The sequence below is a fragment of the Bartonella sp. ML70XJBT genome (assembly GCF_028618425.1).
Taxonomy (GTDB): Bacteria; Pseudomonadota; Alphaproteobacteria; order Rhizobiales; family Rhizobiaceae; genus Bartonella.
This window is the reverse complement of record NZ_JAQISX010000001.1, coordinates 1-25366: the sequence shown is the minus strand read 5'-3', so window position 1 is coordinate 25366 and position 25366 is coordinate 1. Positions and strand designations below refer to the sequence as shown.

The window sequence follows — 25366 nt, the reverse complement described above, 5'->3', positions numbered from 1 at the left end:
TTTCAGGATGAAAGGAGAAACGGATGTCTTATGATGTGGCTGTGATCGGAGCGGGTCCAGGTGGTTATGTAGCGGCAATAAAGGCGGCACAACTAGGGCTTAAAGTAGCGATTATTGAAAAGCGTACAACATTAGGGGGAACATGTCTCAATGTTGGTTGTATACCTTCTAAAGCATTGTTGCATGCTTCAGAAGTGTTTGCTGAAACCCAGCATGGTTTTGAAACGCTTGGGGTTTCTATTGGCAAATCTAAGCTTAATCTTGAACAAATGATGCTTCATAAGAAAGCTGTAGTGACAGCCAATACAAGTGGCGTGTCTTTTTTGATGAAAAAAAATAAAGTTGATACTTTTTTTGGAACAGCCAAAATTTTGAGTGCGGGTCATGTGGAAGTTGTTGCTAGAGATGGTCATAAACAAACAATTGAAACAAAAAATATTATCATTGCTACAGGTTCAGAGAGTTCAGGCATTCCAGGAGTGAATGTTGAAATTGATGAAAAGACTATTGTTTCTTCTACCGGAGCCCTTTCTCTTGAAAAAGTACCATCGCGTATGATTGTCGTGGGTGCTGGTGTCATTGGTTCAGAACTTGGTTCAGTTTGGAGCCGTTTAGGGGCTAAGGTGACCATTATTGAGTATCTGAATAAGGTTTTGGGATCAATGGATGGTGAAGTTTCACGTCAATTTCAAAAGTTAATGGAAAAGCAGGGGATTGAATATAAAACGGGTGCAAAGGTAACAGCCATTACACAATCTGGCTCAGCGGCTCAGGTGAGCTTTGAATCTGTTAAAGGTGGTGAATCTGAAACTTTAGAGGCTGATGTTGTGCTTATTGCGACTGGGCGTTCTCCGTATACGGAGGGGCTTGGATTGAGTGAAGTTGGTATTCAGTTAGATGAACGCGGATTTGTTGCAATTGATACCCATTGGCAGACAAATGTTCCTGGAATTTATGCGATTGGTGATGTCGTAAAAGGACCAATGTTAGCGCATAAAGCAGAGGAAGAAGGCGTTGCTGTGGCAGAAATTTTGGCAGGTCAAAAAGGGCATGTTAATTTTGATGTTATTCCTAGTGTTGTTTATACACAGCCGGAAATTGCGAGTGTAGGAAAGACAGAAGAAGAACTACAAGCAGCCGGTATTGAATATAATGTTGGTAAATTTCCTTTTATGGCCAATGGTCGTGCACGTGCAATGCAAAAGAGTGATGGGTTTGTTAAAATCCTTGCTGATAAGAAAACAGATCGGGTTTTGGGGGGGCATATTCTTGGGTTTGGTGCCGGTGAAATGATTCACGAAATTACAGTTTTAATGGAATTTGGTGGTTCATCAGAGGATCTAGGACGCTGTTGTCATGCTCACCCTACCTTATCAGAAGCAGTTCGTGAAGCAGCTTTGGCAACATTTGCTAAACCGCTTCATATTTAAAAAGCTTTTAAAACCTACATTTTAAAAGGCCAAAAAGGACAGTAAATATTTGTGAAGCATACAACAAATTTTGAGAGAGAATAAAAACAATCGTACGAGGTGTTCTCCTTAATTCGTTGTGTGCTTTTCAGTAATTGTTGTTTTAGATTTCAATTGTGTCGTTTTGATCGTTTATTCTGTTGTGCACACTTGTTTAAAGCAGTTATATTTAGTCTATATCAAATTTTACATATGAGGTATTTTTATCCTGTTATAAATTTCAGGATAGGATTCTCAGTCTATTTGCGTTCTTTGTTTTAAGGAAACATCTCTCAAAGCTCTCAAATCTATTTCGCGATAGTGTGCTCGTGAAGGGTGTAACTGTAAAGCTCTTCGTGAAGTATATAAAACGCATTATATACCACTATCTTTATGCTTCATAAAAGGCATAAGTTGGCGCCAAGTTATATTTATGGGTCTTCAATGTTATACAATTTTCGTCTATTTGAGAGCATTTATAAGAGGTATTTTTTCTTGCTGCTTCTTTTATTTATAAGGACTCTCGCCGCTTGTGATATGTGGAAAAAATGGTTTTATATAAATAGACTTGCCATAAGAGAATCCTACGGTATTAGGAGCTCTCATTCAACGTGTGAAATAAATAAATTATACTTACAATTTATATTAAGAGAAAAGTTTGCTTATAGAGTTCATGCAGTGGAAAGCTAAGTGGAAGGTATTCGATAAGAAGTTGGATTATTTATAAACCATTGTTTAGAGAAACGATATTTTATTTTTATAAATTAATGAGTTATAGATTATGCGAGACATATGAAGCGTGAAGGAAAGTGGCGTTTTCTTAAAGAAATCTGATTGTTTAATGATTAGTGTGGGTTAAGGATTTGTTTTTTTAAGATCAAGAGGGTGCTAAATATTTTGAAAAATACCACCTTTAAAGGTGGTATTTTATATCTTTTTTTATGACAATAGTAGGCCATACAATATGATTAAGTTAGTTTTTGCCTCTTAGTCCTTTTTACTCGTTGCTTGCTCTGTCTTAAAAAAGATGATCTGGATCTTTCTTTCAAATTTTTAAGAAATCCTAATATTGCCAAAACATGACCCATAGCTAAAACTTTTGAAAAAATATAATCTTCATAAGAATATTATGTTTTCTATAGGGATAAATTTAAAATTGTAATTTTTTATTCTCTTCTTGTTCTCTTATAAAGGTGGGAAGCCCCATATGATCAAGATATTTTAGGAAAGGGTGGGGAGGTAATTCTTCTACATTGACCATCGTTTTAACATCCCATTCGCCTGTGGCAATGAGAAGGGCTGTTACAGCTGCTGGTACACCAGCTGTATAGGAAATGCCCTGTGCTCCGGTTTCATAAAAAGCTTGTTTGTGATCGGCTATGTTATAGATAAAAATTTCTTTTGGTTTTCCATCTTTTTCACCTTTGATAAGATCCCCAATACAGGTTTTTCCTGTGTATTCAGGGGCGAGAGAAGAAGGATCGGGTAAGACAGCTTTTACAACTTTTAAAGGAATGACTTCTTGACCTTCTGCTGTTGTAACAGGCTGTTCGGATAAGAGACCAAGATTTTTCAAAACGGTAAAAACAGTGATGTAACGATCACTAAAACCCATCCAGAAGCGGACATTTTGGACATCAAGATTTTTGGAAAGTGAATGAATTTCATCATGTCCTGTCATATAGGCTTTTTGTTTTCCAACAACAGGAAGATCCCATTCATGGCTGATTTCAAACATTTTATTGGAAATCCATTTTTTATTTTGCCATGACCATACTTGTCCTGTAAATTCACGAAAGTTAATTTCTGGATCAAAATTCGTGGCAAACCAACGTCCATGACTTCCAGCATTAATGTCAATGATATCGATATCAGTGATCTTATCAAAATAACATTCATTTGCTAACGCTGCATAAGAATTTACAACACCTGGATCAAAACCAGCGCCTAAAATAGCCGTGATACCCGCTTGTTCACATTCTTGACGCCGAGGCCATTCATAATTGCCATACCAAGGTGGTGTTTCACAAATTTTAAGAGGATCTTCATGAATGGCAGTATCGATATAAGCACATTTGGTTTCGATACAAGCTGAAAGAACAGACATATTAAGAAAAGCTGAACCAACATTAATGACAATTTCACATTTGCTTTTTTGGATGAGCTTTACAGTTTCTTCTACATTCATGGCATTAAGCAAATGGCTTTTGAGAACACCTTGTTCTTTCATAGAATTTTTTTCTTTAATAGAAGCAATAATGGCTTCACATTTTTTGAGTGTTCGTGAAGCAATATGAATTTCACCAAAAATGTCATTGTTTTGAGCACATTTGTGCGCAACAACTTGTGCAACACCTCCAGCACCAATAATGAGAACGTTTTTTTTCATTGTAGGTTCATCTCCTTTTTAATACTGTTGTATGACGTTTTTTACGGTTATTCTTTCATGAAAGACTTATCTGATAATCATGATAGTTAAATTGACGTTGAAGCGTTAGTGTACCATCAAATTCTTTTATGACAATGGCAGGCATTGCAACGCCATTAAACCAGTTTTTCTTGACCATTGTATAACCTGCTGTATCCTGAAAAGACAGTCTATCCCCTATTTTCAGAGGTTTTGAAAATTGAAATGTTCCAAAAATATCACCGGCAAGGCAAGATTTGCCGCAGACCATAATTTCGTACGGACCTTGATTTGGTTCTAATTTCGCATTTTCGCGGTAAATGAGAAGATCAAGCATATGTGCTTCGATTGAGCTATCAACGATGGCAAGATTCTTTTCATTATACAATGTATCAAGAACACTGACTTCTAGAGTGGTACTTTTTGTTATAGCAGCTTCTCCTGGTTCTAGAAAAATAGTGACACCATAGGTTTCTGAAAACTGTTTTAAGCGTTTTGCGAAAGTTTCTAGAGGATAATTTTCAGCTGTAAAATGAATTCCACCACCAAGGCTTATCCAATCTACGGCAGAAAAAAGTTCTGAAAATTTTTCTTCCATAACCCCAAGCATTTGGTTAAAAAGATTAAAGTTAGCATTTTCACAATTGTTATGGATCATCAAGCCGTTGATGAGAGGTAGAACTTCTTTAATAGCACTTTGATTTGTTTCTCCTAAGCGACTAAAAGAGCGGGAGGGATTAGCAAGATCAAAATTGGATGCGCTTATTCCTGGATTTAATCTTAGACCTCGTTGAATGGTTTTTGTTGCATCAGAAAAGCGTTGAAGTTGCTGGATTGAGTTGAAGATAATTTTATCTGCATAACCACAGGCTTCATCAATTTCGTGATTAGCCCAAGCAACCGAATAGGCATGGGTTTCTTTGCCAAATTTTTCTCTTCCTAAACGCAGTTCATAAAGAGATGATGAGGTGGTTCCATCCATAAATTCAGACATGACATCAAAAACACTCCATGTGGCAAAACATTTCAAAGCAAGCAAAACTTTTGCTCCGGACATTTCTCGTAAACGAGAAATTATTTGCATATTTTTGATGAGTTTCGATTTGTCTATAAGATAGTATGGGGTTTTTATCATCATTTATTCATTCTTTTTTAAAGGATCTTATTCTTGAGATCAGCGTTTAGTACAAAGAGTAACAGAATGTCTTAAGAAAAAAGAATCTTAAGAAAAGAATCTGTTTCTGTCTAGCAATAGAAAGATTTTCTGTAACGGCTGTCATTTATTAGTTTGAGTTTTGCGTTATGCGTATGAAAAAAAAATTATATTATGCTTTAGCTTTTTTATTTATGAGCATTCTTTTCATTATAACAACTGCTCTTGTTCATTTGGGGCAAAATAGGGGTGATGCTAAAGCCGAACTGGTTTCTCAGATCTCTGTCCAAGAGAGTTCGGAGCCTTTGATTTTTACGGGGCGTAGAGAACTTAATGGTTTTAAGGGTTATCATCATTATCGGCGTGGTTATGTTAAGTATAAAGATAACTGGTGGTATCCTGAAGCGGCTTTTGTGACATCACCGCACTTAAGCACAAAAGGCGCATCATTAAAAGTTGTATCAGATGCTAAAAGAATCTTTTTAACGTCTTCTTCGGAAAGATTAGAAAAAAAAGAGCCATGGATGCTGAAACAGCATATTGAATCTTGTCGTTCCCGTTATCGCTCTTATAATAAAAATGATAATAGTTTTCAGCCTTTTCATGGTCCGCGTAAACAGTGTTTATCGCGTTTTTTTAAAGGATAGAAATAATTAAATAAAATTTTAATTGCTTCTTGTCGTGAGTGTTATTGTTCTTACAATAAAAAAGAAAGCTTGTTTGGTGTGCAGCGTTTCTGTGCGAGCATTGTTTTTTTGAAAAATTTAAATACTTTTAAGTTTTATTAAATCTTATTATCGTTAAGTGTAGAATGGGGGAGAAATATAAACTTTTGTTTTGTCAATGACAAAATATTAAAGACAGGATGGAGCTTAAAGAATGACGGTACGGGAAGCAATGTTGATATTGCTCATTTTGCTTCCCTTTTGTGGAAGTGCTGTTATTGGTTTTTTTCGTTCGACAGCAAAAAATAATGAAGCGTGGTTTGCTGGGGGCATTGCTCTTTTTAGCCTTCTTTTTACAATCATGCTTTATCCAGCAATTCGCGGCAATCACGTTATCCGTTTAAATATTCCTTGGCTTCCAGAATGGGGGGGTGATTTGATCCTCCGAATGGATGGTTTATCGTGGCTTTTTTGCTTGCTCATTACAGGAATTGGGTTGCTTGTCGTTGTTTATGCCCGTTATTATATGGATCCTGCGGATTCTGTACCACGGTTTTTTTCTTTTTTTCTAGCCTTTATGGGCTCAATGACAGGGATTGTTTTATCAGGTAACCTCATCTTTTTGGTTGTTTTTTGGGAACTTACCAGTATTTTTTCTTTTTTGTTGATTGGTTATTGGTATCATAATGCCAGTGCGCGTGAAGGGGCGCGTATGGCTTTAACGATTACAGGTTTTGGTGGTTTTGCCCTTTTTATTGGGGTTTTATTGATTGGGTATATTGTTGGTAGTTTTGATCTGGATAAAATTTTACAGTCTGGAGATGTAATCCGATCAAGTTCGCTTTATATCCCTGCCCTTATTTGTATTTTATTGGGTGGATTAACAAAAAGCGCACAGTTTCCTTTTCATTTTTGGTTGCCTAATGCGATGGCAGCTCCAACACCCGTATCGGCTTATTTGCATTCGGCAACGATGGTAAAAGCAGGGTTGTTTTTGTTAGTTCGTTTATGGCCTGTGCTTTCTGGGACAGAAACTTGGTTTTGGATGGTTGGCTTTTCAGGACTTTCAACATTGTTGCTTGGCGCCTATTTTTCTATGTTTCAGCAAGATTTAAAGGGACTGCTTGCTTACTCAACGATTAGTCATCTTGGATTGATTACCACGCTTTTAAGTCTTGGGAGTCCCCTTGCGTGTGTTGCAGCAATCTTTCATATGGCCAATCATGCTACTTTTAAAGCGTCTCTATTTATGGCTGCCGGCATTATTGATCACGAAACGGGAACACGTGATATGCGCAAGTTAACAGGTCTTTATCGCTCTATGCCGATTACAGCAACACTTGCTTTAGTAGCAAGTGCGGCAATGGCTGGTGTTCCTTTGCTCAATGGTTTTTTATCAAAAGAAATGTTTTTTGCTGAAGCTGTTGAAACGCACATGGAATCATGGCTTGACTGGATTTCTCCCTATGTAGCAACACTTGCTAGCCTATTTAGCGTGACCTATTCTATACGTTTTATTCATGGAGTCTTTTGGGGACCAAAATCGGACGAATTACCTAAAATACCGCATGAACCACCGCATTTTATGCGTTTACCCATGGAACTTTTGGTGTTTATTTGTTTGGCTGTTGGTATTTTTCCTAATTTTACAATCGGGCCTATTTTAGATAATGCTGTTGTATCTGTTTTAGGACCGATGACGATCTCTTATAGCTTGGCTGTTTGGCATGGGTTTAATACACCATTAATGATGAGCTTGGTGGCTTTATTAGGGGGAGGCTTGCTCTATGTTGTTGGGCGGCGTTATTTTTTATCTTGTGATGATGGTGCTCCCTTTTTTCGTCATTTGAAAGGACCGCGTATTTTTGAACGCATTCTTGTGATTATTTCTTGGAAATGGGCACGTGCGGTGGAAGCTCTTTTGTCAACACGTCGTTTACAAATCCAGTTGCACTGGATTTTTACTGTATGTTTTATTTTTGTTGGTCTTTTGCTTTGGCATGATGGTTTAATTGCACTAGGAGGGCTGCCGCTTTTTCCACTTGATATTCCTTTTCTTGTTATTTGGCTGGTCGGTGGATTGTGCGCGCTTTTAGTCGCTTGGCAAGCAAAGTTTCATCGTCTTGCATCTCTCATGCTTTTGGGGGGAGCAGGGTTAATGACATGTGCAACCTTTTTATGGCTTTCTGCGCCCGATTTGGCTATAACGCAATTGGTTGTTGAAGTGGTGACAGTTGTTTTATTATTGCTTGGTTTGCGTTGGTTGCCTAAGCGTGTGTATAATTCTTCTCCAACATCTGTTCATTTTTGGGTACGTTTACGTCGCGCCCGTGATTTCATCTTAGCAATTATAGGAGGTGCTGGTGTTGCATGGCTCTCTTTTGCGATGATGACACGTCCTCAAGGGACAACGGTTTCTAATTTTTTTCTGAAAAATGCTTATTCTGGTGCAGGTGGTCGCAATGTTGTGAATGTATTGTTAGTGGATTTTCGTGGTTTTGATACGATGGGAGAGGTTGTGGTTTTGGGGGGTGTTTCTTTAACTGTCTTTGCTCTTTTGCGTCGATTCCGTCCTGCTCCTGAAAGTATTGAGCCGCCGTTTCAACAACGTGTTCAGGAAGCTTTTGATAAAGCACAACCGGATCGAAACGTGGGGGATACAATCTTAAACTATCTCGCTATTCCTTCTGTTATTATGGGGTGGCTCTTTTCCGTTATTATTGCTTTTTCTTTTTATCTATTTGTGCGAGGACATGATCTTCCTGGAGGGGGATTTGTAGGAGGGGTAACTTTAGCGATAGGCTTTATTTTGCAGTATCTTGCGCGGGATATTCGTTGGGTAGAAAATCATTTAAGAGTTTTGCCTTTACGCTGGATGGGCTTTGGCTTATTGCTATCGGTTGTCACGGGAGCAGGGGCTTTGTTTGTTGGGTACCCTTTTTTAACATCATTTTTCCAATATATTCATATGCCATTGATTGGAAAGATTCCTATAGCATCTGCTTTTTTGTTTGATTTTGGTGTGTTTTCTCTTGTGTTGGGAGCAACAATTCTCATTTTAATTGCCCTTGCACATCAATCCATTCGTAGTTACCGAATCGGTAAAAAACCTACTTTAAAAGAGAAGGAAAATTAATGGAAATTATTCTTTCTTTGGCCATTGGCGTTCTTGTTGGATCTGGAATTTGGCTCATTTTGCGCCCCCGAACTTTTCAAGTCATTCTTGGTTTATCCTTGATATCCTATGGTGTTAATCTTTTCATCTTTGCAATGAGTAGACCACGCAGTAATGCAGCGCCAATTGTTGATCCTACGATGGCTATCAATCCGGCGAATTATGTTGATCCTCTTCCACAGGCTTTGGTTTTAACTTCAATTGTGATCGGTTTTGCAACGACAGCCCTCTTTTTGGTTATCTTATTGGTTTCACGCGGTTTAACAGGTTCAGATCACGTTGATGGACGTGAGGTACAGTGATGGAAGCTTGTGTGCATCACCTTCTTATCATGCCAATTCTTTTGCCGTTAAGTACTGGAGCCCTTCTTCTTTTCTATGATGAACGTCGTTCAAAACTGAAATCACTTATAAGTATTTTTTCTGCCGCATTGTTGGTTGTTATTGCTGTTTTACTGGTGATGCGTGCTCTTGAAGTTGCACCAGCTGTGGATGTTTATCGGCTTGGTAGTTGGCCTTCTCCTTTTGGTATTGTTTTGGTGCTTGATCGCTTAAGTGCTATGATGCTTTTGCTTTCTAGCTTGTTGATCAGTGCTTCGTTGGTTTTTGCCCGGGCTCATTGGTATAAAGCGGGTCCTCATTTTCAGTCATTGATGCAATTTTTCATGGTTGGAATAAACGGCGCTTTTTTAACAGGTGATTTATTTAATTTATTTGTATTTTTTGAAGTGATGTTAACAGCCTCTTATGGGCTTGCGTTGCATGGTTCTGGTCCGCTACGTGTGCGTGCTGGGTTGCATTATGTCGTGATTAATCTGGTTGCTTCGTTGTTTTTTCTCATTGGTGCGGCACTTATTTATGGAATCGTAGGTACCCTCAATATGGCTGATTTGGCTGTAAAAATGCAATATATAGCTTCTAGCGATATGACTTTATTTGAAATAGGGGCTGCTCTTTTGGGAATTGCTTTCTTAATTAAAGCAGGGGTGTGGCCATTGAATTTTTGGTTGATGCCAACTTATAGTGCAGCAGTAGCACCTGTTGGGGCTTCTTTTGCACTTTTAAGCAAAGTCGGTATTTATATTATTTTACGCTTAACATTGTTATGGTTTGGACCAGAAAGTGGACATTTTAACCATTTTGGTCAGACGGTTTTGTTTTATGGTGGGCTTGCCACTATGGCTTTTGGTTTTATTGGGGTGTTGGCAAGCCAAATCTTGGTACGTTTGGCAGCTTATAGCATTTTGATCTCTTCTGGGACATTGTTGAGCGCAATCGGGATCGGTAATACAGCACTGATCGCAGGAGCACTCTTTTATATTGTTTCCTCAACTTTAGCACTGGGCGCTTTTTTTCTTTTGGTGGAATTGGTTGAACGCTGTCAAGATGTCGCAGCTAATGTTTTGACGGTGACAATGGAAGTTTATGGGGACGATGAAGAAGAGGAAGAAGATGAAGTAGGGACTTATTTACCCGTAACTTTGGCAATTCTTGGAGCTTGTTTTGGTTTTTGTGCACTTTTGATTATTGGTCTGCCTCCTTTTTCTGGTTTTGTTGCTAAATTTATGATGTTTGTGGCACTCTTAAACCATAGTAAAGAAAATATTTCTCCCTCTCTACCCGTTTATTACGATTGGCTTTTTATAACTTTTATCAATCTCTCTGGTTTTGCGGCTTTTATTGCGATGACACGAACGGGCATTCGAACTTTTTGGATCTCTCTTGAAGGAAGGATTCCACGGGTGCAAGTGATTGAATTTGCCCCCATTGCCGTTCTACTTGCTTTGTGTTTTCTTATTACAATTATCGCTGGTCCTGTTAGTCGTTATATGCTTGAAACAGCTAAAACTTTGCATGAACCTCAAAATTATATTGGCAGCGTTTTAGATGATTTTTCTCTTGAAAATAGGGGAATTTATCAGTGAAATACCGTTATTTTTTCTCTTTTTCTAGCTTAGCAATTATTTTTATGTGGCTGATCTTAAATGGCTTTAGTTTTGGTCAACTGCTTTTAGGCGTTATCATTGCTTTATTTGGGGGCTGGATGATGCGGCTTCTTGAGCCGGAAAAAATAACGATTAAAAGTTGGCGTGCCGTTTTTAAGCTGTTTTTTCGTGTGTTTATTGATTCTATTATTTCAAATATTGTTGTGGCTTACTTCGTTTTAACCAAAAGATCTCGAACACAGCAGTCTGGTTTTATTGTGGTGCCTATTTCGCTTGAAAGTCGCACAGCTTTAGCTGTTTTGGCATGTATTCTTTCAGCAACTCCAGGGACTATTTGGATTGCCTATAATAGAAAGAATAGTGAACTTTTGCTTCATGTCTTAAATTTTGAAAATGGATTTGATTACCAAAAATTGATCAAAAAACGCTATGAGCAATTACTTTTGGAGATTTTTTAATGAGTATGGTGATCCTTTATTGGGGGCTTTATCTTTCGCAATTTTTTTTAAGTTTGGCAATGATTCTCGCACTGTTTCGGCTGATTCGTGGTCCACGAGCGCAAGATCGGATTGTGGGGTTGGATGCTCTTTATATAATCACTATTCTTTTATTTTTGACATTTGATATCCGTTCAGGCACAACTATTTATTTTGTGGCAGCTCTCATTGTTGGCTTATTGGGCCCTGTATCAAGTATTGCGTTGGCAAAATTCCTCATGCGAGGGGAGATTATTGAATGAAGGATGATGTATCGCTTATTGTTGCTGTTGCTGTTACGGTTTTTTTGATCTTAGGATCGGGTCTTACGTTGATTGGAACGATAGGATTGGTGCGTCTTCCCAGTTTTTATAAGCGTTTACATATGCTTTCACTCAGTACAAGTTGGGGCGCTGGTAGTATTCTTGTTGCGTCGTTTCTTTATTCAATTTTTGTAGATCATCATTTTGTTTTTCATGAATTTTTGTTGATGATTTTTTTACTTGTAACTATACCGGCCGCTTCTATGTTGATATCGCAAGCAGCGGCTTACCGACACTATTCAGAAAATAAATTAGAAAAACCGCTGGCTCTTTTATCACGTCAGAGGGAAAAAAAAACCTCTGTTTCCGACGAAATGTCACGTGACACGAGCCAGAGCGATTTTTAAGACACTATAAGCTTTTTTTATTCTGTTTTTTGTTCTTCTACACATTGAATAAGATTTTTTTCTTCTGGATCATTAATGAGATCAGAAAGTGTGGCTTCGTTTCCTTTTGTCCACCATATATAGGGTCCTCCCATATATTTTGCTCCAGAAGCACTTATGCTGCGGGAAGCGATGATGCGCTTTTCTTGCCATTTGAAATCAACAAGCGAAATATTACCCGCATTGAGATAGGTTACTTCAACATGCTCTTTACTTGTACCTGTTTCACATTGATAGGTAGTAACTTCTGTTGTTGGCTCTGGATCATCTGGCACTTCAATAACTAAAGAGCCTGCAAAAGCATTAAGTGAACCGAATAGCGGTAGGCTTAAAGAAATAAAAAATCCCACAATAAAAGCAATTTTTTTCATGATATTTCCTCAGTTATTTAAAATAATAACAGTGATTCATCCTTACAGAGGATGGGCTTTTTTTCTTCTGGATCTTGGATAAGATCATAAAGTGTTACTTCTTTATTTTTCTCCCACCAGATATACTGCTCCCCTACATATTTTGCTCCAGAAGCAGCAATAACATTCGCAGCGATAATACGATCGCCTTTCCATTTGAAATCAACCAATGAAAAATCGTCAGTGTTGTGATAAGTTGCTTCAACGCGTTCTTTATTTGTACCCATATCACATTGATAGGTTACGGTTTGTGTTTCTGGATTACCTGACACTTCAATGACTAAAGCTGCAGCTAAGGTGCTGCTAACATTGAAAAATAATAAAGAGGAAAAAAATCCTAAAATTTGTAGAGTTTTTTTCATAATGCTTCCCTATATGAAAAGTAATTTGTCTTAATAAGATGGTGTCTACGGCAGGATTCGAACCTGCGACCCCAGGATTCATACCACTTCGATTTTCACCGCCAGCGTTAAAAGCTGTTTGTGGTCTGGACTGTCTCTTCACCGTAAAGCTTGCGCCTTTTAGGTGCTGCCCGTTCAGTCTCTACACCTTCCTCTCATGTTAAGAGAGGCTTGGCTCGGGATTGGCATATAGTTTTGCCCATGAAGCTTTCCCCGAATTTGAGCAGATCCACTTTGAGGATTTCTCCTCAAGGCGCCCAATTTCTTTAGGAATCCTGTGCTCTATCCTACTGAGCTACGTAGACATCATCATAACTATTCCTTTAATAGAAGTATAAAAACGAATCAATTATATTCAATATGAATTAACGAATTTCTGTTAATTTTTGTTCCAAAAAGGATAAAACTGCATCTGATGGAACATTTTTTGCAATAAATGATTGGCCAAGTCCCCGTGTTAAAATAAAGGTCAAATTGTTTTGTGAAACTTTTTTATCTTGAGCAATGAGATTCATCAATGTTTCAGCATCTGGTAGATCTCCTGGGATATCCTTTAACCGTATAGGTAAACCTACAGCTTTAAGGTGTGTTTCGATACGATGTATGAGTGTGGGGTCACATAGATTCAGTTGTGCAGAGAATTGATGTGCCAGAATCATTCCAATTGCTACAGCTTCACCGTGAATTAAGCGCTTGGAATCATAAGCGGTTGCTGTTTCAAGCATGTGCCCAAAGGTATGACCGAGATTTAAGAGTGCGCGCTCCCCTGTTTCGTATTCGTCACGGGCGACTATGGCAGCTTTAAATTGGCATGAGCGGACAATAGCTTCTGTTCGCATGGGGCCATTGGAGAAAATTTTTTGTCCGTTTTTTTCAAGCCATGCAAAGAATTCAGGTTGGTTAATAAGACCATATTTAACCATTTCTGCATAACCTGCGCGAAATTGGCGTGGTGGGAGTGTATCAAGAACAGATGTGTCAGAAATAACGCATTGCGGTTGATAAAAAGCACCAATAAGATTTTTACCATATCGGCTGTTGATGCCCGTTTTTCCACCAACAGAAGAATCAATTTGTGCAAGAAGCGTTGTGGGCATCTGAATGAAATTCATTCCGCGGCGTATCATACTTGCGGCAAATCCTGCTAGATCTCCAATCACACCGCCACCAAAAGCAATCACACAGTCACCTCTTTCTAAGCGTGCGGCAAGAATTTGGTCGATAACAGTTTGCAAGGTTGAAAATGATTTTGATTGTTCTCCTGCTTCTACAATAATAGGGACAGTGTGAATTTTATTTTTTGTTAACTCTGCTTGTAATGGATCCAAATGGAGAGGTGCAACATTTGTATCTGTAACAATTGCTAAACGCGTTTGATGAAAATCCGTTTTCTGAAGAGAATGCTTAATTTGTAAAGCTGCTTGCGCAATGAGATTTGGTCCAATGATGATATTATAACAGCGCTTGTCCAGTTTAACAGTAACGGTTTTGGTTTGCATGCTTGTTGTTCCTGTGGTTATTTTTCTGTATCGAGATAGTGATGTATAGATCGTATGACATTTTTTGCTACGGTAAGACAGCTTTCTTTATGTGTGTGAATTGTTAAGTTTGCCTTTGCATAAATAGGATAACGCTGGTCCATGAGCTTTTGCATGGTTTCTTTAGGGTTTTCTGTTTGGAGAAGGGGCCGCGTTTTACGCTTTGAGACACGTTGCATGAGGATATCAAGGTCGGCTTTGAGCCAGATAGATATAGCATTTTGATGAATGGCTTTTCGGATGTTTTGATTTATGTATGCACCGCCACCAGTTGCTAAAATGAGAGGACTTTTTTTTATAAGATTGAGAATAACACGCTGTTCAAGAGCGCGGAACTCTGATTCACCATAAATTTTAAAGAGTTCGGTGATGGTCATTTTTGAAGCTTTTTCAATTTCTTGATCAGAATCATAAAAGGGTAAATCAAGCATAGTGGCAACGCGTTTTCCGATGACTGATTTTCCTGCTCCCATAAGACCAACAAACACAAGAGCGCGTTTATCAAGAGATGATGAGACTTGTCTTTTTATTTGTGAGAGAGGCTGATGTTGGGGTCTATTACTTTTCATAGCTTATTTCGGCATTTATCTGTTTTAAAGTCAATTCCTGTTAATCTTTATAGGATAAAATAAGAGATAGAGTATTTGGGGAAGTTTATTATTTTATGCCAACATTAACCAGACTTTTGATGATTCTTTTCATTTTGCTTGCTATTCTTTTTAGTATAATGATCATTCTTGTCATTTTTGTTGAACCTGTAACTGTGGATATGTCTGTTGATGTCCCTTTGGATTCACTGGCTCTTTCTTTGAGAATGAATTAATGAAAAGTAACATTGTGATAGAGCGTTTTCTTGAAATGATGAGTGCTGAGCGAAGCGCTTCTGCTCATACGCTTGCGGCTTATCAGCGTGATTTACAATGGGCGCAAGAGGAATTGTCTTCGCATTCGGTTTCGCTCCTTTCAGCACAAAAAGAGGACCTTATTGCTCTTTTGTCGCTCATGCATACGTTTGGTTTTACTGCAACGTCACAAGCACGCCGTTTATCAACATTGCGTCAATTCTATCAGTTTCTTTATGCAGAGGGATTAAGAGTAGATGATCCTTCCAATGATATTGATGCCCCTCGCCAAGGGCGTCCTTTGCCCAAAATTATCAGTGAAGATGCGGTGACAAAATTTCTTGATTTGGCGCAGGTGGAGGTTAATCAAGCAGATTATGGATCTAAGGATTATCTGCGCGCATTGCGTCTTCAGCTATTGAGCGAAATGCTTTATGCAACAGGATTACGCATTAGTGAGTTGGTGAGTCTGCCTGTGCAGGCTGTTCGAGGGAAAGCATACAGTATCTTGGTTCGCGGTAAGGGAAAAAAAGAACGAATGGTGCTGTTATCAAAAAAAGCCTATCAAGTTCTTTTGCAGTGGTTGAATTTACGTGATCAGGGAGAAGATGCGAAAAGTCTTTATCTTTTTCCAGCCCATTCAAAAACAGGCTATATTGCACGTCAAGTTGTTGCGCGAGAATTGAAGAATCTTGCTAAAAGGGCTGGAATAAAAAGTGAAAGCTTTTCTCCCCATGTGTTGCGTCATGCTTTTGCTAGCCATCTTTTGCAAAATGGTGCTGATTTGCGGGCCGTTCAACATTTGTTAGGTCATTCTGATATTTCTACCACTCAGATTTATACCCATGTGTTAGAAGAAGGACTTTATCGTCTCGTTAATGAGCATCATCCACTTGCCGATGTGCAAAAGGCTCGCTAAAGAAAAGGTGATGTTTTAGAAAAGACTTTATAAAGAAAATTATAAGTGTATAAGTGACACTGAATGAGTTGGTACAGAATGCATAATTATCTTGATTTTGAAAAACCAGTTGCTGATCTTGATGGAAAAATTCTTGAATTAAAAAAAATTTCTCAGGAAAAAGGCAGTCTTGATATGAGTGACGAGATTGCACGTCTTGAAACACGTTCCAAAACGGCATTGCGCGATCTCTATAAAAAATTGTCGCCGTGGCAAAAAACACAAGTTGCTCGTCATCCTGACCGTCCGCATTTTATGGACTATTCTAAACGCTTATTGAGTGATGTTACACCTTTGGCAGGAGATCGAAAGTTTGCTGAAGATGAGGCTGTTCAAGCTGGGTTTGCACGCTTTAAGGGGGAAGCAGTAGCTTACATTGGTCAAGAGAAAGGTCACGATACGCAAACACGTTTGCGCTATAATTTTGGTTCTGCACGTCCAGAAGGATATCGTAAAGCTGTTCGTATTATGGAAATGGCTGACCGATTTGGTTTGCCACTCCTTACTTTTGTCGATACGGCGGGTGCTTATCCTGGGGTAAGCGCTGAAGAACGTGGGCAAGCAGAAGCAATTGCTCAATCAACAGCCGCAACTTTGCGCCTAAAGGTTCCTGTTGTATCCGTTGTTATCGGAGAAGGTGGTTCTGGGGGGGCAATAGCAATTGCGGCTGCCAATAAAGTTTATATGTTGGAACATGCGATTTACTCGGTTATTTCTCCAGAAGGAGCAGCTTCTATTTTATGGCGTGATCCAGCGCGTGCAAAAGATGCTGCAATGAATATGCGTATTACCGCTCAAGATTTACTTCGCTTAAAGATTATTGATGGCATTATTTCAGAGCCTTTAGGAGGAGCACATCGTGATAAAGAGATTGCCATTGATGCAACAGGTGAAATTATTTCAGAGGCTTTAAAAGCTATGGCTGGAAAAGATGGTGAAGTTCTTAAACAAGAGCGAAGGGAAAAGTATCTTCAAATTGGTCGGTCATTAACATAAGTTGTTTTTTATGAGGGGTGTTGGATTGGAGTTTTTTCGATGACATTTAACAGATTCCTTGCTGTGTGTGTGTTGTTTGTAATGGGAATATTGACAGCCTGTGAAGGGAGATTACCAGCTTCTATTCGCGCTAAAGTTGAGCAGCCTCTTCCGCAAGAAATCCAGAATAGAATGGCTTTGTATGATATTGATCCTTATGCACCAATTGTAATGCGCTTTTTCAAAGAAGAAAATCTTGCTGAAGTTTGGAAGCAATCTCGTTCCGGTCCTTTTATCTTGGTTGCACGCTATGGTATTTGTAAGTGGTCTGGTAAGCTTGGACCTAAATATAAAGAAGGGGATCTTCAGACACCAGAAGGTTTTTATACGATTACAGCAAAGCAAATGAATCCTTATTCAAAATATTATCTTTCTTTTAATATAGGGTTTCCTAACCTTTATGATCAGGAAAATGGTCGGACAGGGAGCAATCTTATGGTGCATGGTTCTTGCTTTTCTGCCGGTTGTTATTCTATGAGTGATAAGAATATGGCTCAAATTTATGCTTTTGCGCGGGATGCTTTTAAAGGAGGACAAAGAGCATTCCAATTGCAGGCTTTTCCTTTCCGCATGACCAAGGATAACATGTTACGTCATAGCAATGATCCTCATTACCCATTTTGGGTTATGCTTAAGAAAGGTTATGATTTTTTTGAAGAAAATCGTCAACCTCCAGTCGTTGAAGTGTATGAAAAACGTTACATTTTTAATCGCGATATTGATAAAAATTCAGTTTCTTTAATGAAGTGAGTATTATTTTATTCGTCTATATTGTGAAACATCATTGCTTATGATGATGGCCGTATAGGATATGCAAAACTTTATATATGGAATGTTTAAGGGGGCGTCCATACTTTAAAGTGCTGAGTTTTTTATAGAGTTTTATGTCAGTAAATCAAATAAAGTGTGGGAGGACTAAGAGCAATTGGCTCAGAGAAGGTGGGTTGTTTGCAGACCTATATGGGGGCAATTTGGTTTTTTTAGTGGAGAGTAGGTTAATATAAAACGCACCTCTCTTTTTATTTTCAATAAGATAATATTTTATGGTTTTATTATTTCATGCTGTAAAATATTATCTTATCCTGCTTGGGTTATAAGATATATACATACATCTAAAAAGACGATATTTCTGTTTGATATTAGTTTTTTGCTTAAACTTAAGAGGATTTTGTTTCAATTAGCTCGGGAAATATAGAGTTTAGCGGAATATTTAAAACTAAAAATGTGTCCAATGGGATTGTGAAATGAATCACATGAAGTTATTTGCAGATGAAGTTTATGTTGAGAAAAAACAACCTAATTACAGATTAGTAAATATTAAAAAAATTTATCATAACAATTTAATTTATAATAATAATTTATAACTTTTTTCCATTTGAATAAGAGCTTGAATATCATGAGATCTTTTATCTGAAAATCTGTTTATCTTTAATCAATAAAAATGCCTCTAATGAAATCCTCTCACGTGCTAAGAGCTACTAAAAATTGGGGGATGGAAAAATCTATGGTGGAGCTTTTTTGTTTTTTTAAAGCGTAAAGAAGTTATGGCTCAATGGATTTAATGTTATGTCATTAAAGGGAAGCATTAAAACTTTATTCCTGGAATGATGAGAGGGTTTTCTAAGAGAGCTGTTTTGTCGGCAGTATCTATTGCTGGTTTATTAAAAAAAGCATTGAGAAGTTTTTGTATCGCTTCTTTTTCAACACCATCGGCAATGATGACAAAACGTGTTTGTTTTATTCCTTTTGTCCATGCTGGCAACCTTATAGGGGGATGGAAAAATGTTTGTACGCCATGTAATACAAGTGGGCGATGAGGATCATCACGCAATGCAATAATTGCTTTAATACGGAGTAACTTTGCACCATAACGGTTTTGTAGGAGATCTAAAAAAGTTTCAATTGTGGCATAATCAACAAGATCTTCACAGTCTAGTGAAAAGGTACGAATGGTTTTATGGGGAGGGTGATCATGTAGAGCCGTCGTAAGATTTTGCTTAAAGTGTGTGTTTTCTCCTGTTTCATTCCATAATGTGTGATTTATTAATATATTTGAGCAGAAATCTTCAGAGTGGACATCAATGATTTGTGCTGTAGGATTCATTCTTTTGAGTGTGTTAAGGAGCTTATTTGAAAGGGTTTGTGGGGCTGTGAGATCTGTTTTGGTGAGAATGATTTTGTCAGCAAGGATTAATTGTTTATATATTTCAGGATAGCGCTCGCATATGGAAAGAGTGCTTAATGTATCAAATGTTGCAAGAACAGCATTTATGGACAGTGTTTGAATAAACAGTGGGTGGCTTAAAAATATTTGTAAAATAGGGGCGGGATCAGCCATTCCTGTTGTTTCAATGATAATATGATTGAGTTGTTTGATTTGTCCTGTCTGGATGCGATTGATTAAATCCATTAATGTATCAATGAGATCACTGCGTAAATTGCAGCATAAGCAACCATTTGCAAGCTCAATAATTCCTTCTGTCGCCTTTTCAACTAGAAGGTGGTCAATACTAATTTCGCCGAATTCATTGATGATAACAGCACATTCCGTTAAGAGAGGGTCTTGTAGCATACGGTTGAGCAAAGTTGTTTTACCAGAGCCTAAAAAACCAGTAATAAGCGTGAGAGGAATGCGCTTCATTTTCATTTTAATCATCAACTGCAGTTCTATTTTAAGGAAACATACCTTATGACGTCAATCCCCATTTATAATGGGGCTCGTGAAAGATATGTGATGGACAATTGCCTATGAAATCTATTTTATCACCACTTTTAAGTTTATAAAGGTGAGAGCGGGTGTAATCATACTACTTTTTAGTGCTTGTATTTATGATCATTCTTGGCACTTGAAAGCCCTTATAGGAAGAGTTTTAATTCCTTAAATTCCTTACTTTAATTATTTTATCTATATATGCTTATCCACTTTGTGACGTGAAAGAGATAGATTTTAATCGATTTAACAGCGATGGATTTGAAATGAGAGAATTTTACGATATTTGTGGTTTTGAGAAAATGGGGCAAAATAATTAATCATAAATTATGGCTTACGGCTTTTTTATAGGATAGTTTGTGCGTTTTTTATGCGGACTATGGGGTTTTTTTAGTGGTTTTACTGTTATTTTAGGTGCTTGTGGCGTATGAATGAGATGTACTACTAAAGGATGAGAAAAAGAAGGTGGAGCAGTGATAAAAGGTGAGGTGAGAATAATATTTCCTTGATCATCATATGAATTGGCATGCATTTTTATGGCTTCAGGAGTACATGTTTGTTGTCTCATATTGTTGGCTTGTGTTATGTTGTTCCCATAAGGTTTTAATGTTGCTAGTGTTAATTGGGCGCTTCCTTGATGCAAAAAACCTATTTCAAGAAGTTGCGCCGCTTTTTCTTCCCTTTCACTTATGTTGTTTGCCCCTAGAATGACAGCAATAATTGTACGTTTATTGCGGGTGGCTGATGCAACAAGATTAAAACCAGAGGCGCAAATAAAGCCTGTTTTCATACCGTCTATTCCATAAAAGCGGCCAATGAGGTTGTTTGAGTTATGCTGGATTTTTCGGTTATTACCAAAATCAATGGCTGGAATAGAAAAATAATGAGCATATTGTGGAAATTCCCGACGTATTTGGACAGCTAAAAGAGCAATATCACGTGCCGTGGAGTAGTTTTGAGGGTCTGGTAACCCACTTGCATTTGCAAAATGGGTGCCAAACATGCCTAAACGTTTAGCTTCGCTATTCATTTTGCGCACAAAAGCTTTCTGTGAACCAGCAACGGCTTCACTCATGGCAATAGCCAAATCATTAGTCGATTTAACCATGGTGATGCTTAAGGCTGTATCAAGTGTGAGAACAGAACCAGCTTTATAGCCTGAACGGTATGCTGGAGCTTTTGCGGCATATGTACTGATGGTAATAGGTTTGTTGGGTGAAATTTCTCCTCGACTCATGGCACGAAAAATAACATAAGCGGTCATTAATTTTGTTAAGGAAGCAGGATACCAACGTTCAAAAGCTTGATTATGTTTTAAGATATGTCCCGTTGTAACATCAACAGAAATAAAAGGCTGAGACAGAGCAAAAGTGCTTATAAAGATCAAAATAAGAGACAAAAAAAGATTAATAAAGAGCCGTTGCATTAAGTTTAAATCCAATACCTTCTTATCAGTGATTTAGAACTGTTTTAATTTAGTACAAAAAGCTTTTAAGTCTATGATAGAAGAGGGTAGATGGTTAATGCCGTATGCGTTTTTTGCTGAGATAAAAAGACGATCATTCTTTAATTTTCCCCTTTGTGTTCAACTTCGTGGCTTGCAAAAGCCCCTCATGCAATATCTTTTCAATCATGGATATTGCGCTATGCCTTATTCGTTGATCATGTTCTTCATTGAAAAAGAGCATGCTATTGTTTAGCTACGCATTTCTTTTAAAGAGATTTTTTTATCTTGTCTCCCACCCCATCTCTTTGCACAGCTTGTAATATATTATCTATAGTCTACTAGGTATTACAATTTTTGTGCTTATATTTATGCTTATAGATGTATAGATAACCACCGTATTCTACTTATTAACTTCTAATATTGCAACTGCTCTTCTCTTGATACGGTTTATAACCAGTATATTAAACAATATTTTGTGTTTCACACATTACTCTCTTTTTCTGGAATAAGCTGCAAGCAAATTTTTAGTGTTTCCTTATAGGTTAAGTAAGATGAAAAAATGCCCCTGTATTTGTTACTTTGAGTTTCATCTAAAAAGCGATTATTATTTTATCAATCAATATTTTTATCGTGATATTTCAGTGCTTGAAGCCTTTTAATAGCACAAGCGGGTAACGGTGGAGGATTAGAATCTTGAGCTGCTAAGAGAAGCAGTTCATCACACGCTTCTTCAGTTTTTTGGATCAGTTTATTTAGAAAGTCACGTTTGCTTAAACCAGCTTCTATTGGAGGAAGAATACGAACACGAATTGTTCCAGGATAGCGGCGGAAATTATTGCGGGGCCAATATAGACCGGCATTATGCGCAATCGGAACCACTTGAAGTTCTAATTCATTATAGAGTGCGACAATTCCTGACTTATAATCTGGTTCTTGACCGGGTTGTCGGCGTGTTCCTTCGGGAAAAATGAGGATTTGGCGCCCTTGTTTTACTTTCTCTTTTGCTTTTTGTATAACTGTTTTTAAGGCTTTTATGGGCGTTGTACGGTTAATGGGGATAATTTGTGTTTTGGCCATATACCAGCCAAACAATGGAATCCACATCAATTCACGTTTTAAAATGAGAGTGGGATCATCAAAATAGGGAACAAGGCTGAAAGTTTCCCATGCAGATTGATGCTTTGGAGCAATGATATAGGCCCCTTTGGGGAGATTTTCTAATCCTTCGATTTCATAACGTGTACCCGCGATGTATTTTTGCAAAAAGAGTGTAACGCGCGCCCATGTTTTAGGGACAATCCATGCCTTTTTTCGGGGCATGAAAAAATAAACGGGAGCGTAAAGAATCATTTGTATAAAAGTTGTGGTATAAAAAGCGAATGTAAAAAGAATAGAACGAAGGATAAGCACTATATTTTCCATTTTATATCTATAAGAAGACTCCGTATATAATATAATTTACAGAAGAAAACATCTTCTTTATGTTTTTTTCGAGCATCTATTTTTTCGGTAGTTCATTTTCTGATATTTAAAAACAGAAGGAAAGAGGTTGATGGAATTACAAAAAGGTGAACTTTTTATTCCACGGATTTTATCTATTGCGGGAACAGATCCTTCTGGTGGCGCTGGAATGCAGGCGGATTTGAAGGTTTTTTCAGCTATGAAAACTTATGGTATGAGTGTGGTTACAGCTGTTGTTGCACAAAATACTCAGGGTGTGCGTTCTTTTCAGGCATTAGATGCTTCTTTTGTTGCAGATCAAATTGATTCTGTTTTTGAAGATATCCACGTTGATGCCGTTAAAGTTGGTATGGTTGCAAATGCCCAAATTGCAAAGGTTATTGCAGAACGTCTTGCTTATCATAAAGCGCGTTTCATTGTTTTTGATCCGGTTATGGTTGCAAAAAGTGGTGATGTTCTTTTAAAGTCTGACGCCATTGAAATTATGCGTGATATTCTTGTGCCGATGTCAACTTTGATCACGCCAAATTTGCCTGAAGCTGCACTGTTATTGGGATGTGACGTGCAATGGTCTTTAGAGGCTATGTATCAATATGCTCCACGACTCTTGGCGCTAGGGTGTCATGCGGTTTTGTTAAAAGGTGGACATTTGAATAGGCTTACCAGAAATAGGATAGAAAATTATGATTATTCTAGTCCAGATCTTTATTGTGATCGTGAAAATCTTGTTATGCTTGAAGCTTCTCGTTTTTCAACCACACATGATCACGGGACAGGGTGTACCATTTCTGCTGCCATTGCAGCTTTATTGCCTACACAGCCTTTAGACTGCGCTGTGAAACAAGCAAAGAACTATTTACATGGCGCTTTAACGGCCTCAAATGCTTTAAAAGTAGGGAAAGGACGAGGTCCACTTCACCATTTTTATGCATTGTGGAAAGATTGATACAACAGTTTATTGTGAAAATTTTCACTCTGTAGATTTATTTCGTCATTATATCCTGTTTGCGATTTATGACTGATAAATGTTAGCGTATTGTAACTTAACAGTTGCTTTGTATTTAGAAAAATGAGAGAGAAAAGTTATATTTATTGCTTTTATACATATATACATATTTTTACGATTAATATATCGTGTATAAAAGGCAACTTTAAGTGAAAAAAGAGAGTGTGAGACTCTTATAAGTCAAAATTTGATGGTAAAAAGGGTAGAGGGTAAGGCTTTTTACAAGGCGAGAGCTCGTTTATCCCATCATATTTGCTATTGATCGATTGGTTGGTTATATTTGATTTCTGCTGAAAGTAATAAATTTTCTTAAGTGATGCGTAAAAAAGAGTCTTCCGTTAAATGACCATGTGTTTATTGGAACAAACTTTAAATTCACCAAAGTTTATAAAACCTAATTTTTTATAAATGCTTAATAGCAATTTTTGTCATGAATGTTCCAATACCTCTTTTTTGAAAATCTGTATTGGTGACAATATCATACACACCATCCATGCCATCCGCTTTTATACAAAAACATATGGCTACAGGATTGTTATTTATATACCCAACGAACATCTCTACATTGGGATCTTTTTTATAAAAATGACCTATGGTTTCATAAAATCTTACCGCCTCTTCATCAAAAGGCTCGAAGACGGATGCCATAACATTTCCGTAATCTCTGAAATCTTGAAGTAATTCAACTTCCTTGATTTTGAAGTTATCCGGCATAGAAGTAACATGTGAGTTTATATCTTGCGCTAAAGCCGCCATTCCTACTTCTGTTTCAACATGCTCTAAGCCCACAGACAAGAGAACTTCATTGATGTTATAGTGAGACGAATGAGGTCCAACCCACCAAGCTAAAGGTTGTTTTTGTGCATTAAAGGAATCGATTATAGATTTTTCTTGGTCTACAGGTATAGTTTCTTGTAAATTTTTAGCAGAGATAATGTTGAATGTGTCTGAAGCACATGTTGAATTAACAGAAGATACGCCATTTGAAAAATCAATAACCTGCATTTGAGGACACAATTTTGGTAAAAAACGCACCTTTGAACAAAATTATTCTCTAATGATAAGTCAACTTTTGACTTGTCTAACATTTGTTTTCCTTATCATTTCTTATTGATCTGTTAATACTGGGGCTGTAAAAAGTCCGTTGGCTTAAAGGCAATCCAAAATTCTTTTGCATAAGCTTCTATAACCAAGTCCGCAAAAGATCTGCTGCCAATACTAAAACTAAAAAATTATCTTCAGGATGGTAAGAGGCAATACAAAATATTGTTGGGAAAATACTTTTGGGAAAAATAATCCTAGCAAAGTTACAAGTTATCGTTGCCAAATAGCGTCATAAACCAGTGGGAATTGTCTCAAGCTTATTTTACACGAAGGATCTAGCAAATTACAATGATTTCTTAGAGAAATGCCGCTTAAATCACTTTCATATAAGTAATGACCATTTTTTCTGTGTAGTTTGACAGTAGGTTTTGTACTAAGTGGGAAGAGGTGGGATTAGTTAGGAATAGGTGGTAATTTGTTGTTTTTATGGTTATTTTTTACCATTAAATGCGCGTTTTGTAAAATTGTATTTTGAC

22 protein-coding genes and 1 pseudogene are annotated in these 25366 nt (G+C 37.6%); 13 read left to right on the top strand and 10 right to left on the bottom strand.

Annotated features, from left to right (window positions below):
* Window positions 1-23: 23 nt before the first annotated feature.
* On the top strand, window positions 24-1430 hold the full coding sequence (gene lpdA / locus PVV65_RS00115; RefSeq protein ID WP_273753979.1) for a dihydrolipoyl dehydrogenase: 1407 nt from the start codon (window positions 24-26) through the stop codon (window positions 1428-1430).
* Window positions 1431-2598: 1168 nt separating this feature from the next.
* On the opposite strand, the gene PVV65_RS00110 is transcribed toward lpdA, so the two are convergent.
* Together PVV65_RS00110 and PVV65_RS00105 are read right to left on the bottom strand one after the other, a co-directional pair.
* Window positions 2599-3837, bottom strand: coding sequence for a saccharopine dehydrogenase family protein (locus PVV65_RS00110; RefSeq protein WP_273788758.1), 1239 nt, complete (start codon window positions 3835-3837; stop codon window positions 2599-2601).
* Between the two features lie 55 nt (window positions 3838-3892).
* Window positions 3893-4990: a carboxynorspermidine decarboxylase gene (locus tag PVV65_RS00105; RefSeq protein WP_273788859.1), complete on the bottom strand. Its 1098-nt coding sequence runs from the start codon at window positions 4988-4990 to the stop codon at window positions 3893-3895.
* A gap of 167 nt (window positions 4991-5157) precedes the next feature.
* Here PVV65_RS00105 and PVV65_RS00100 point away from each other — a divergent pair, with 167 nt between their 5' ends.
* The 7 genes from PVV65_RS00100 to mnhG all read left to right on the top strand — a co-directional run bounded on the left by PVV65_RS00100 (window position 5158) and on the right by mnhG (window position 11939).
* Complete coding sequence (locus PVV65_RS00100) at window positions 5158-5655, top strand: BA14K family protein (protein ID WP_273788757.1); 498 nt, start codon at window positions 5158-5160, stop codon at window positions 5653-5655.
* A 232-nt stretch (window positions 5656-5887) separates the two neighbouring features.
* Window positions 5888-8809, top strand: coding sequence for a monovalent cation/H+ antiporter subunit A (locus PVV65_RS00095; RefSeq protein WP_273788756.1), 2922 nt, complete (start codon window positions 5888-5890; stop codon window positions 8807-8809).
* On the top strand, window positions 8809-9150 hold the full coding sequence (locus PVV65_RS00090; RefSeq protein ID WP_005774297.1) for a Na+/H+ antiporter subunit C: 342 nt from the start codon (window positions 8809-8811) through the stop codon (window positions 9148-9150). Before PVV65_RS00095 ends, PVV65_RS00090 begins: the two co-directional genes overlap by 1 nt.
* The gene (locus PVV65_RS00085) at window positions 9150-10772 is read left to right on the top strand and encodes a monovalent cation/H+ antiporter subunit D (RefSeq protein ID WP_273788755.1); all 1623 of its coding nucleotides are present in this window, start codon (window positions 9150-9152) and stop codon (window positions 10770-10772) included. The genes PVV65_RS00090 and PVV65_RS00085 overlap by 1 nt, the downstream gene beginning before the upstream one ends.
* On the top strand, window positions 10769-11251 hold the full coding sequence (locus PVV65_RS00080; protein ID WP_273753984.1) for a Na+/H+ antiporter subunit E: 483 nt from the start codon (window positions 10769-10771) through the stop codon (window positions 11249-11251). Before PVV65_RS00085 ends, PVV65_RS00080 begins: the two co-directional genes overlap by 4 nt.
* Complete coding sequence (locus PVV65_RS00075; protein WP_120121498.1) at window positions 11251-11532, top strand: K+/H+ antiporter subunit F; 282 nt, start codon at window positions 11251-11253, stop codon at window positions 11530-11532. Before PVV65_RS00080 ends, PVV65_RS00075 begins: the two co-directional genes overlap by 1 nt.
* On the top strand, window positions 11529-11939 hold the full coding sequence (gene mnhG / locus PVV65_RS00070; RefSeq protein WP_273753986.1) for a monovalent cation/H(+) antiporter subunit G: 411 nt from the start codon (window positions 11529-11531) through the stop codon (window positions 11937-11939). Before PVV65_RS00075 ends, mnhG begins: the two co-directional genes overlap by 4 nt.
* A 17-nt stretch (window positions 11940-11956) precedes the next feature.
* Here mnhG and PVV65_RS00065 read toward each other — a convergent pair whose 3' ends face one another.
* From PVV65_RS00065 to PVV65_RS00050, 4 genes and pseudogenes are all read right to left on the bottom strand, one after another.
* On the bottom strand, window positions 11957-12349 hold the full coding sequence (locus PVV65_RS00065; RefSeq protein ID WP_273753987.1) for an MliC family protein: 393 nt from the start codon (window positions 12347-12349) through the stop codon (window positions 11957-11959).
* Between the two features lie 17 nt (window positions 12350-12366).
* Complete coding sequence (locus tag PVV65_RS00060; protein ID WP_273753989.1) at window positions 12367-12750, bottom strand: MliC family protein; 384 nt, start codon at window positions 12748-12750, stop codon at window positions 12367-12369.
* 404 nt (window positions 12751-13154) lie between these two features.
* Complete coding sequence (gene aroB / locus PVV65_RS00055; RefSeq protein WP_273753990.1) at window positions 13155-14288, bottom strand: 3-dehydroquinate synthase; 1134 nt, start codon at window positions 14286-14288, stop codon at window positions 13155-13157.
* Window positions 14263-14896 (bottom strand): annotated as a pseudogene (locus PVV65_RS00050) (shikimate kinase). Before PVV65_RS00050 ends, aroB begins: the two are co-directional and overlap by 26 nt.
* Window positions 14897-14991: 95 nt before the next feature.
* On the opposite strand from PVV65_RS00050, the gene PVV65_RS00045 reads away from it, so the two are divergent.
* The 4 genes from PVV65_RS00045 to PVV65_RS00030 all read left to right on the top strand — a co-directional run bounded on the left by PVV65_RS00045 (window position 14992) and on the right by PVV65_RS00030 (window position 17912).
* Window positions 14992-15150 carry a hypothetical protein gene (locus tag PVV65_RS00045; RefSeq protein ID WP_273788753.1) on the top strand — a complete coding sequence of 53 codons (159 nt, stop codon included), beginning with the start codon at window positions 14992-14994 and terminating at the stop codon, window positions 15148-15150.
* Window positions 15150-16088, top strand: a complete 939-nt coding sequence (locus tag PVV65_RS00040) for a tyrosine recombinase (RefSeq protein WP_273788752.1) — start codon at window positions 15150-15152, stop codon at window positions 16086-16088. Before PVV65_RS00045 ends, PVV65_RS00040 begins: the two co-directional genes overlap by 1 nt.
* 78 nt (window positions 16089-16166) lie before the next feature.
* The gene (locus tag PVV65_RS00035; RefSeq protein WP_144752305.1) at window positions 16167-17123 is read left to right on the top strand and encodes an acetyl-CoA carboxylase carboxyltransferase subunit alpha; all 957 of its coding nucleotides are present in this window, start codon (window positions 16167-16169) and stop codon (window positions 17121-17123) included.
* Between the two features lie 39 nt (window positions 17124-17162).
* Window positions 17163-17912, top strand: coding sequence for a murein L,D-transpeptidase family protein (locus tag PVV65_RS00030; protein WP_273753994.1), 750 nt, complete (start codon window positions 17163-17165; stop codon window positions 17910-17912).
* Between the two features lie 835 nt (window positions 17913-18747).
* Here PVV65_RS00030 and PVV65_RS00025 read toward each other — a convergent pair.
* The 3 genes from PVV65_RS00025 to PVV65_RS00015 form a co-directional block, all read right to left on the bottom strand.
* Complete coding sequence (locus PVV65_RS00025) at window positions 18748-19809, bottom strand: GTP-binding protein (RefSeq protein WP_273788858.1); 1062 nt, start codon at window positions 19807-19809, stop codon at window positions 18748-18750.
* A gap of 397 nt (window positions 19810-20206) precedes the next feature.
* Window positions 20207-21298, bottom strand: coding sequence for a D-alanyl-D-alanine carboxypeptidase family protein (locus PVV65_RS00020; protein ID WP_273788751.1), 1092 nt, complete (start codon window positions 21296-21298; stop codon window positions 20207-20209).
* Window positions 21299-21931: 633 nt separating this feature from the next.
* Complete coding sequence (locus PVV65_RS00015; protein WP_273788750.1) at window positions 21932-22741, bottom strand: 1-acyl-sn-glycerol-3-phosphate acyltransferase; 810 nt, start codon at window positions 22739-22741, stop codon at window positions 21932-21934.
* Between the two features lie 130 nt (window positions 22742-22871).
* Here PVV65_RS00015 and thiD point away from each other — a divergent pair, with 130 nt between their 5' ends.
* Complete coding sequence (gene thiD, locus PVV65_RS00010) at window positions 22872-23726, top strand: bifunctional hydroxymethylpyrimidine kinase/phosphomethylpyrimidine kinase (RefSeq protein ID WP_273788749.1); 855 nt, start codon at window positions 22872-22874, stop codon at window positions 23724-23726.
* A 462-nt stretch (window positions 23727-24188) separates the two neighbouring features.
* On the opposite strand, the gene PVV65_RS00005 is transcribed toward thiD, so the two are convergent.
* Window positions 24189-24791 carry an N-acetyltransferase gene (locus tag PVV65_RS00005; RefSeq protein ID WP_273788748.1) on the bottom strand — a complete coding sequence of 201 codons (603 nt, stop codon included), beginning with the start codon at window positions 24789-24791 and terminating at the stop codon, window positions 24189-24191.
* Between the last annotated feature and the right edge of the window lie 575 nt (window positions 24792-25366).

Coding starts and splice junctions, on each gene's coding strand:
- PVV65_RS00105 (WP_273788859.1), bottom strand. CDS start 4,990: ATGATAAAAACCCCATACTATCTTATAGACAAATCGAAACTCATCAAA.
- PVV65_RS00020 (WP_273788751.1), bottom strand. CDS start 21,298: ATGCAACGGCTCTTTATTAATCTTTTTTTGTCTCTTATTTTGATCTTT.
- PVV65_RS00030 (WP_273753994.1), top strand. CDS start 17,163: ATGACATTTAACAGATTCCTTGCTGTGTGTGTGTTGTTTGTAATGGGA.
- PVV65_RS00075 (WP_120121498.1), top strand. CDS start 11,251: ATGAGTATGGTGATCCTTTATTGGGGGCTTTATCTTTCGCAATTTTTT.
- PVV65_RS00035 (WP_144752305.1), top strand. CDS start 16,167: ATGCATAATTATCTTGATTTTGAAAAACCAGTTGCTGATCTTGATGGA.
- PVV65_RS00065 (WP_273753987.1), bottom strand. CDS start 12,349: ATGAAAAAAATTGCTTTTATTGTGGGATTTTTTATTTCTTTAAGCCTA.
- aroB (WP_273753990.1), bottom strand. CDS start 14,288: ATGCAAACCAAAACCGTTACTGTTAAACTGGACAAGCGCTGTTATAAT.
- PVV65_RS00090 (WP_005774297.1), top strand. CDS start 8,809: ATGGAAATTATTCTTTCTTTGGCCATTGGCGTTCTTGTTGGATCTGGA.
- PVV65_RS00045 (WP_273788753.1), top strand. CDS start 14,992: ATGCCAACATTAACCAGACTTTTGATGATTCTTTTCATTTTGCTTGCT.
- PVV65_RS00110 (WP_273788758.1), bottom strand. CDS start 3,837: ATGAAAAAAAACGTTCTCATTATTGGTGCTGGAGGTGTTGCACAAGTT.
- mnhG (WP_273753986.1), top strand. CDS start 11,529: ATGAAGGATGATGTATCGCTTATTGTTGCTGTTGCTGTTACGGTTTTT.
- PVV65_RS00005 (WP_273788748.1), bottom strand. CDS start 24,791: ATGCAGGTTATTGATTTTTCAAATGGCGTATCTTCTGTTAATTCAACA.
- thiD (WP_273788749.1), top strand. CDS start 22,872: ATGGAATTACAAAAAGGTGAACTTTTTATTCCACGGATTTTATCTATT.
- PVV65_RS00015 (WP_273788750.1), bottom strand. CDS start 22,741: ATGGAAAATATAGTGCTTATCCTTCGTTCTATTCTTTTTACATTCGCT.
- PVV65_RS00085 (WP_273788755.1), top strand. CDS start 9,150: ATGGAAGCTTGTGTGCATCACCTTCTTATCATGCCAATTCTTTTGCCG.
- PVV65_RS00060 (WP_273753989.1), bottom strand. CDS start 12,750: ATGAAAAAAACTCTACAAATTTTAGGATTTTTTTCCTCTTTATTATTT.
- PVV65_RS00025 (WP_273788858.1), bottom strand. CDS start 19,809: ATGAAAATGAAGCGCATTCCTCTCACGCTTATTACTGGTTTTTTAGGC.
- PVV65_RS00040 (WP_273788752.1), top strand. CDS start 15,150: ATGAAAAGTAACATTGTGATAGAGCGTTTTCTTGAAATGATGAGTGCT.
- PVV65_RS00100 (WP_273788757.1), top strand. CDS start 5,158: ATGCGTATGAAAAAAAAATTATATTATGCTTTAGCTTTTTTATTTATG.
- PVV65_RS00095 (WP_273788756.1), top strand. CDS start 5,888: ATGACGGTACGGGAAGCAATGTTGATATTGCTCATTTTGCTTCCCTTT.
- lpdA (WP_273753979.1), top strand. CDS start 24: ATGTCTTATGATGTGGCTGTGATCGGAGCGGGTCCAGGTGGTTATGTA.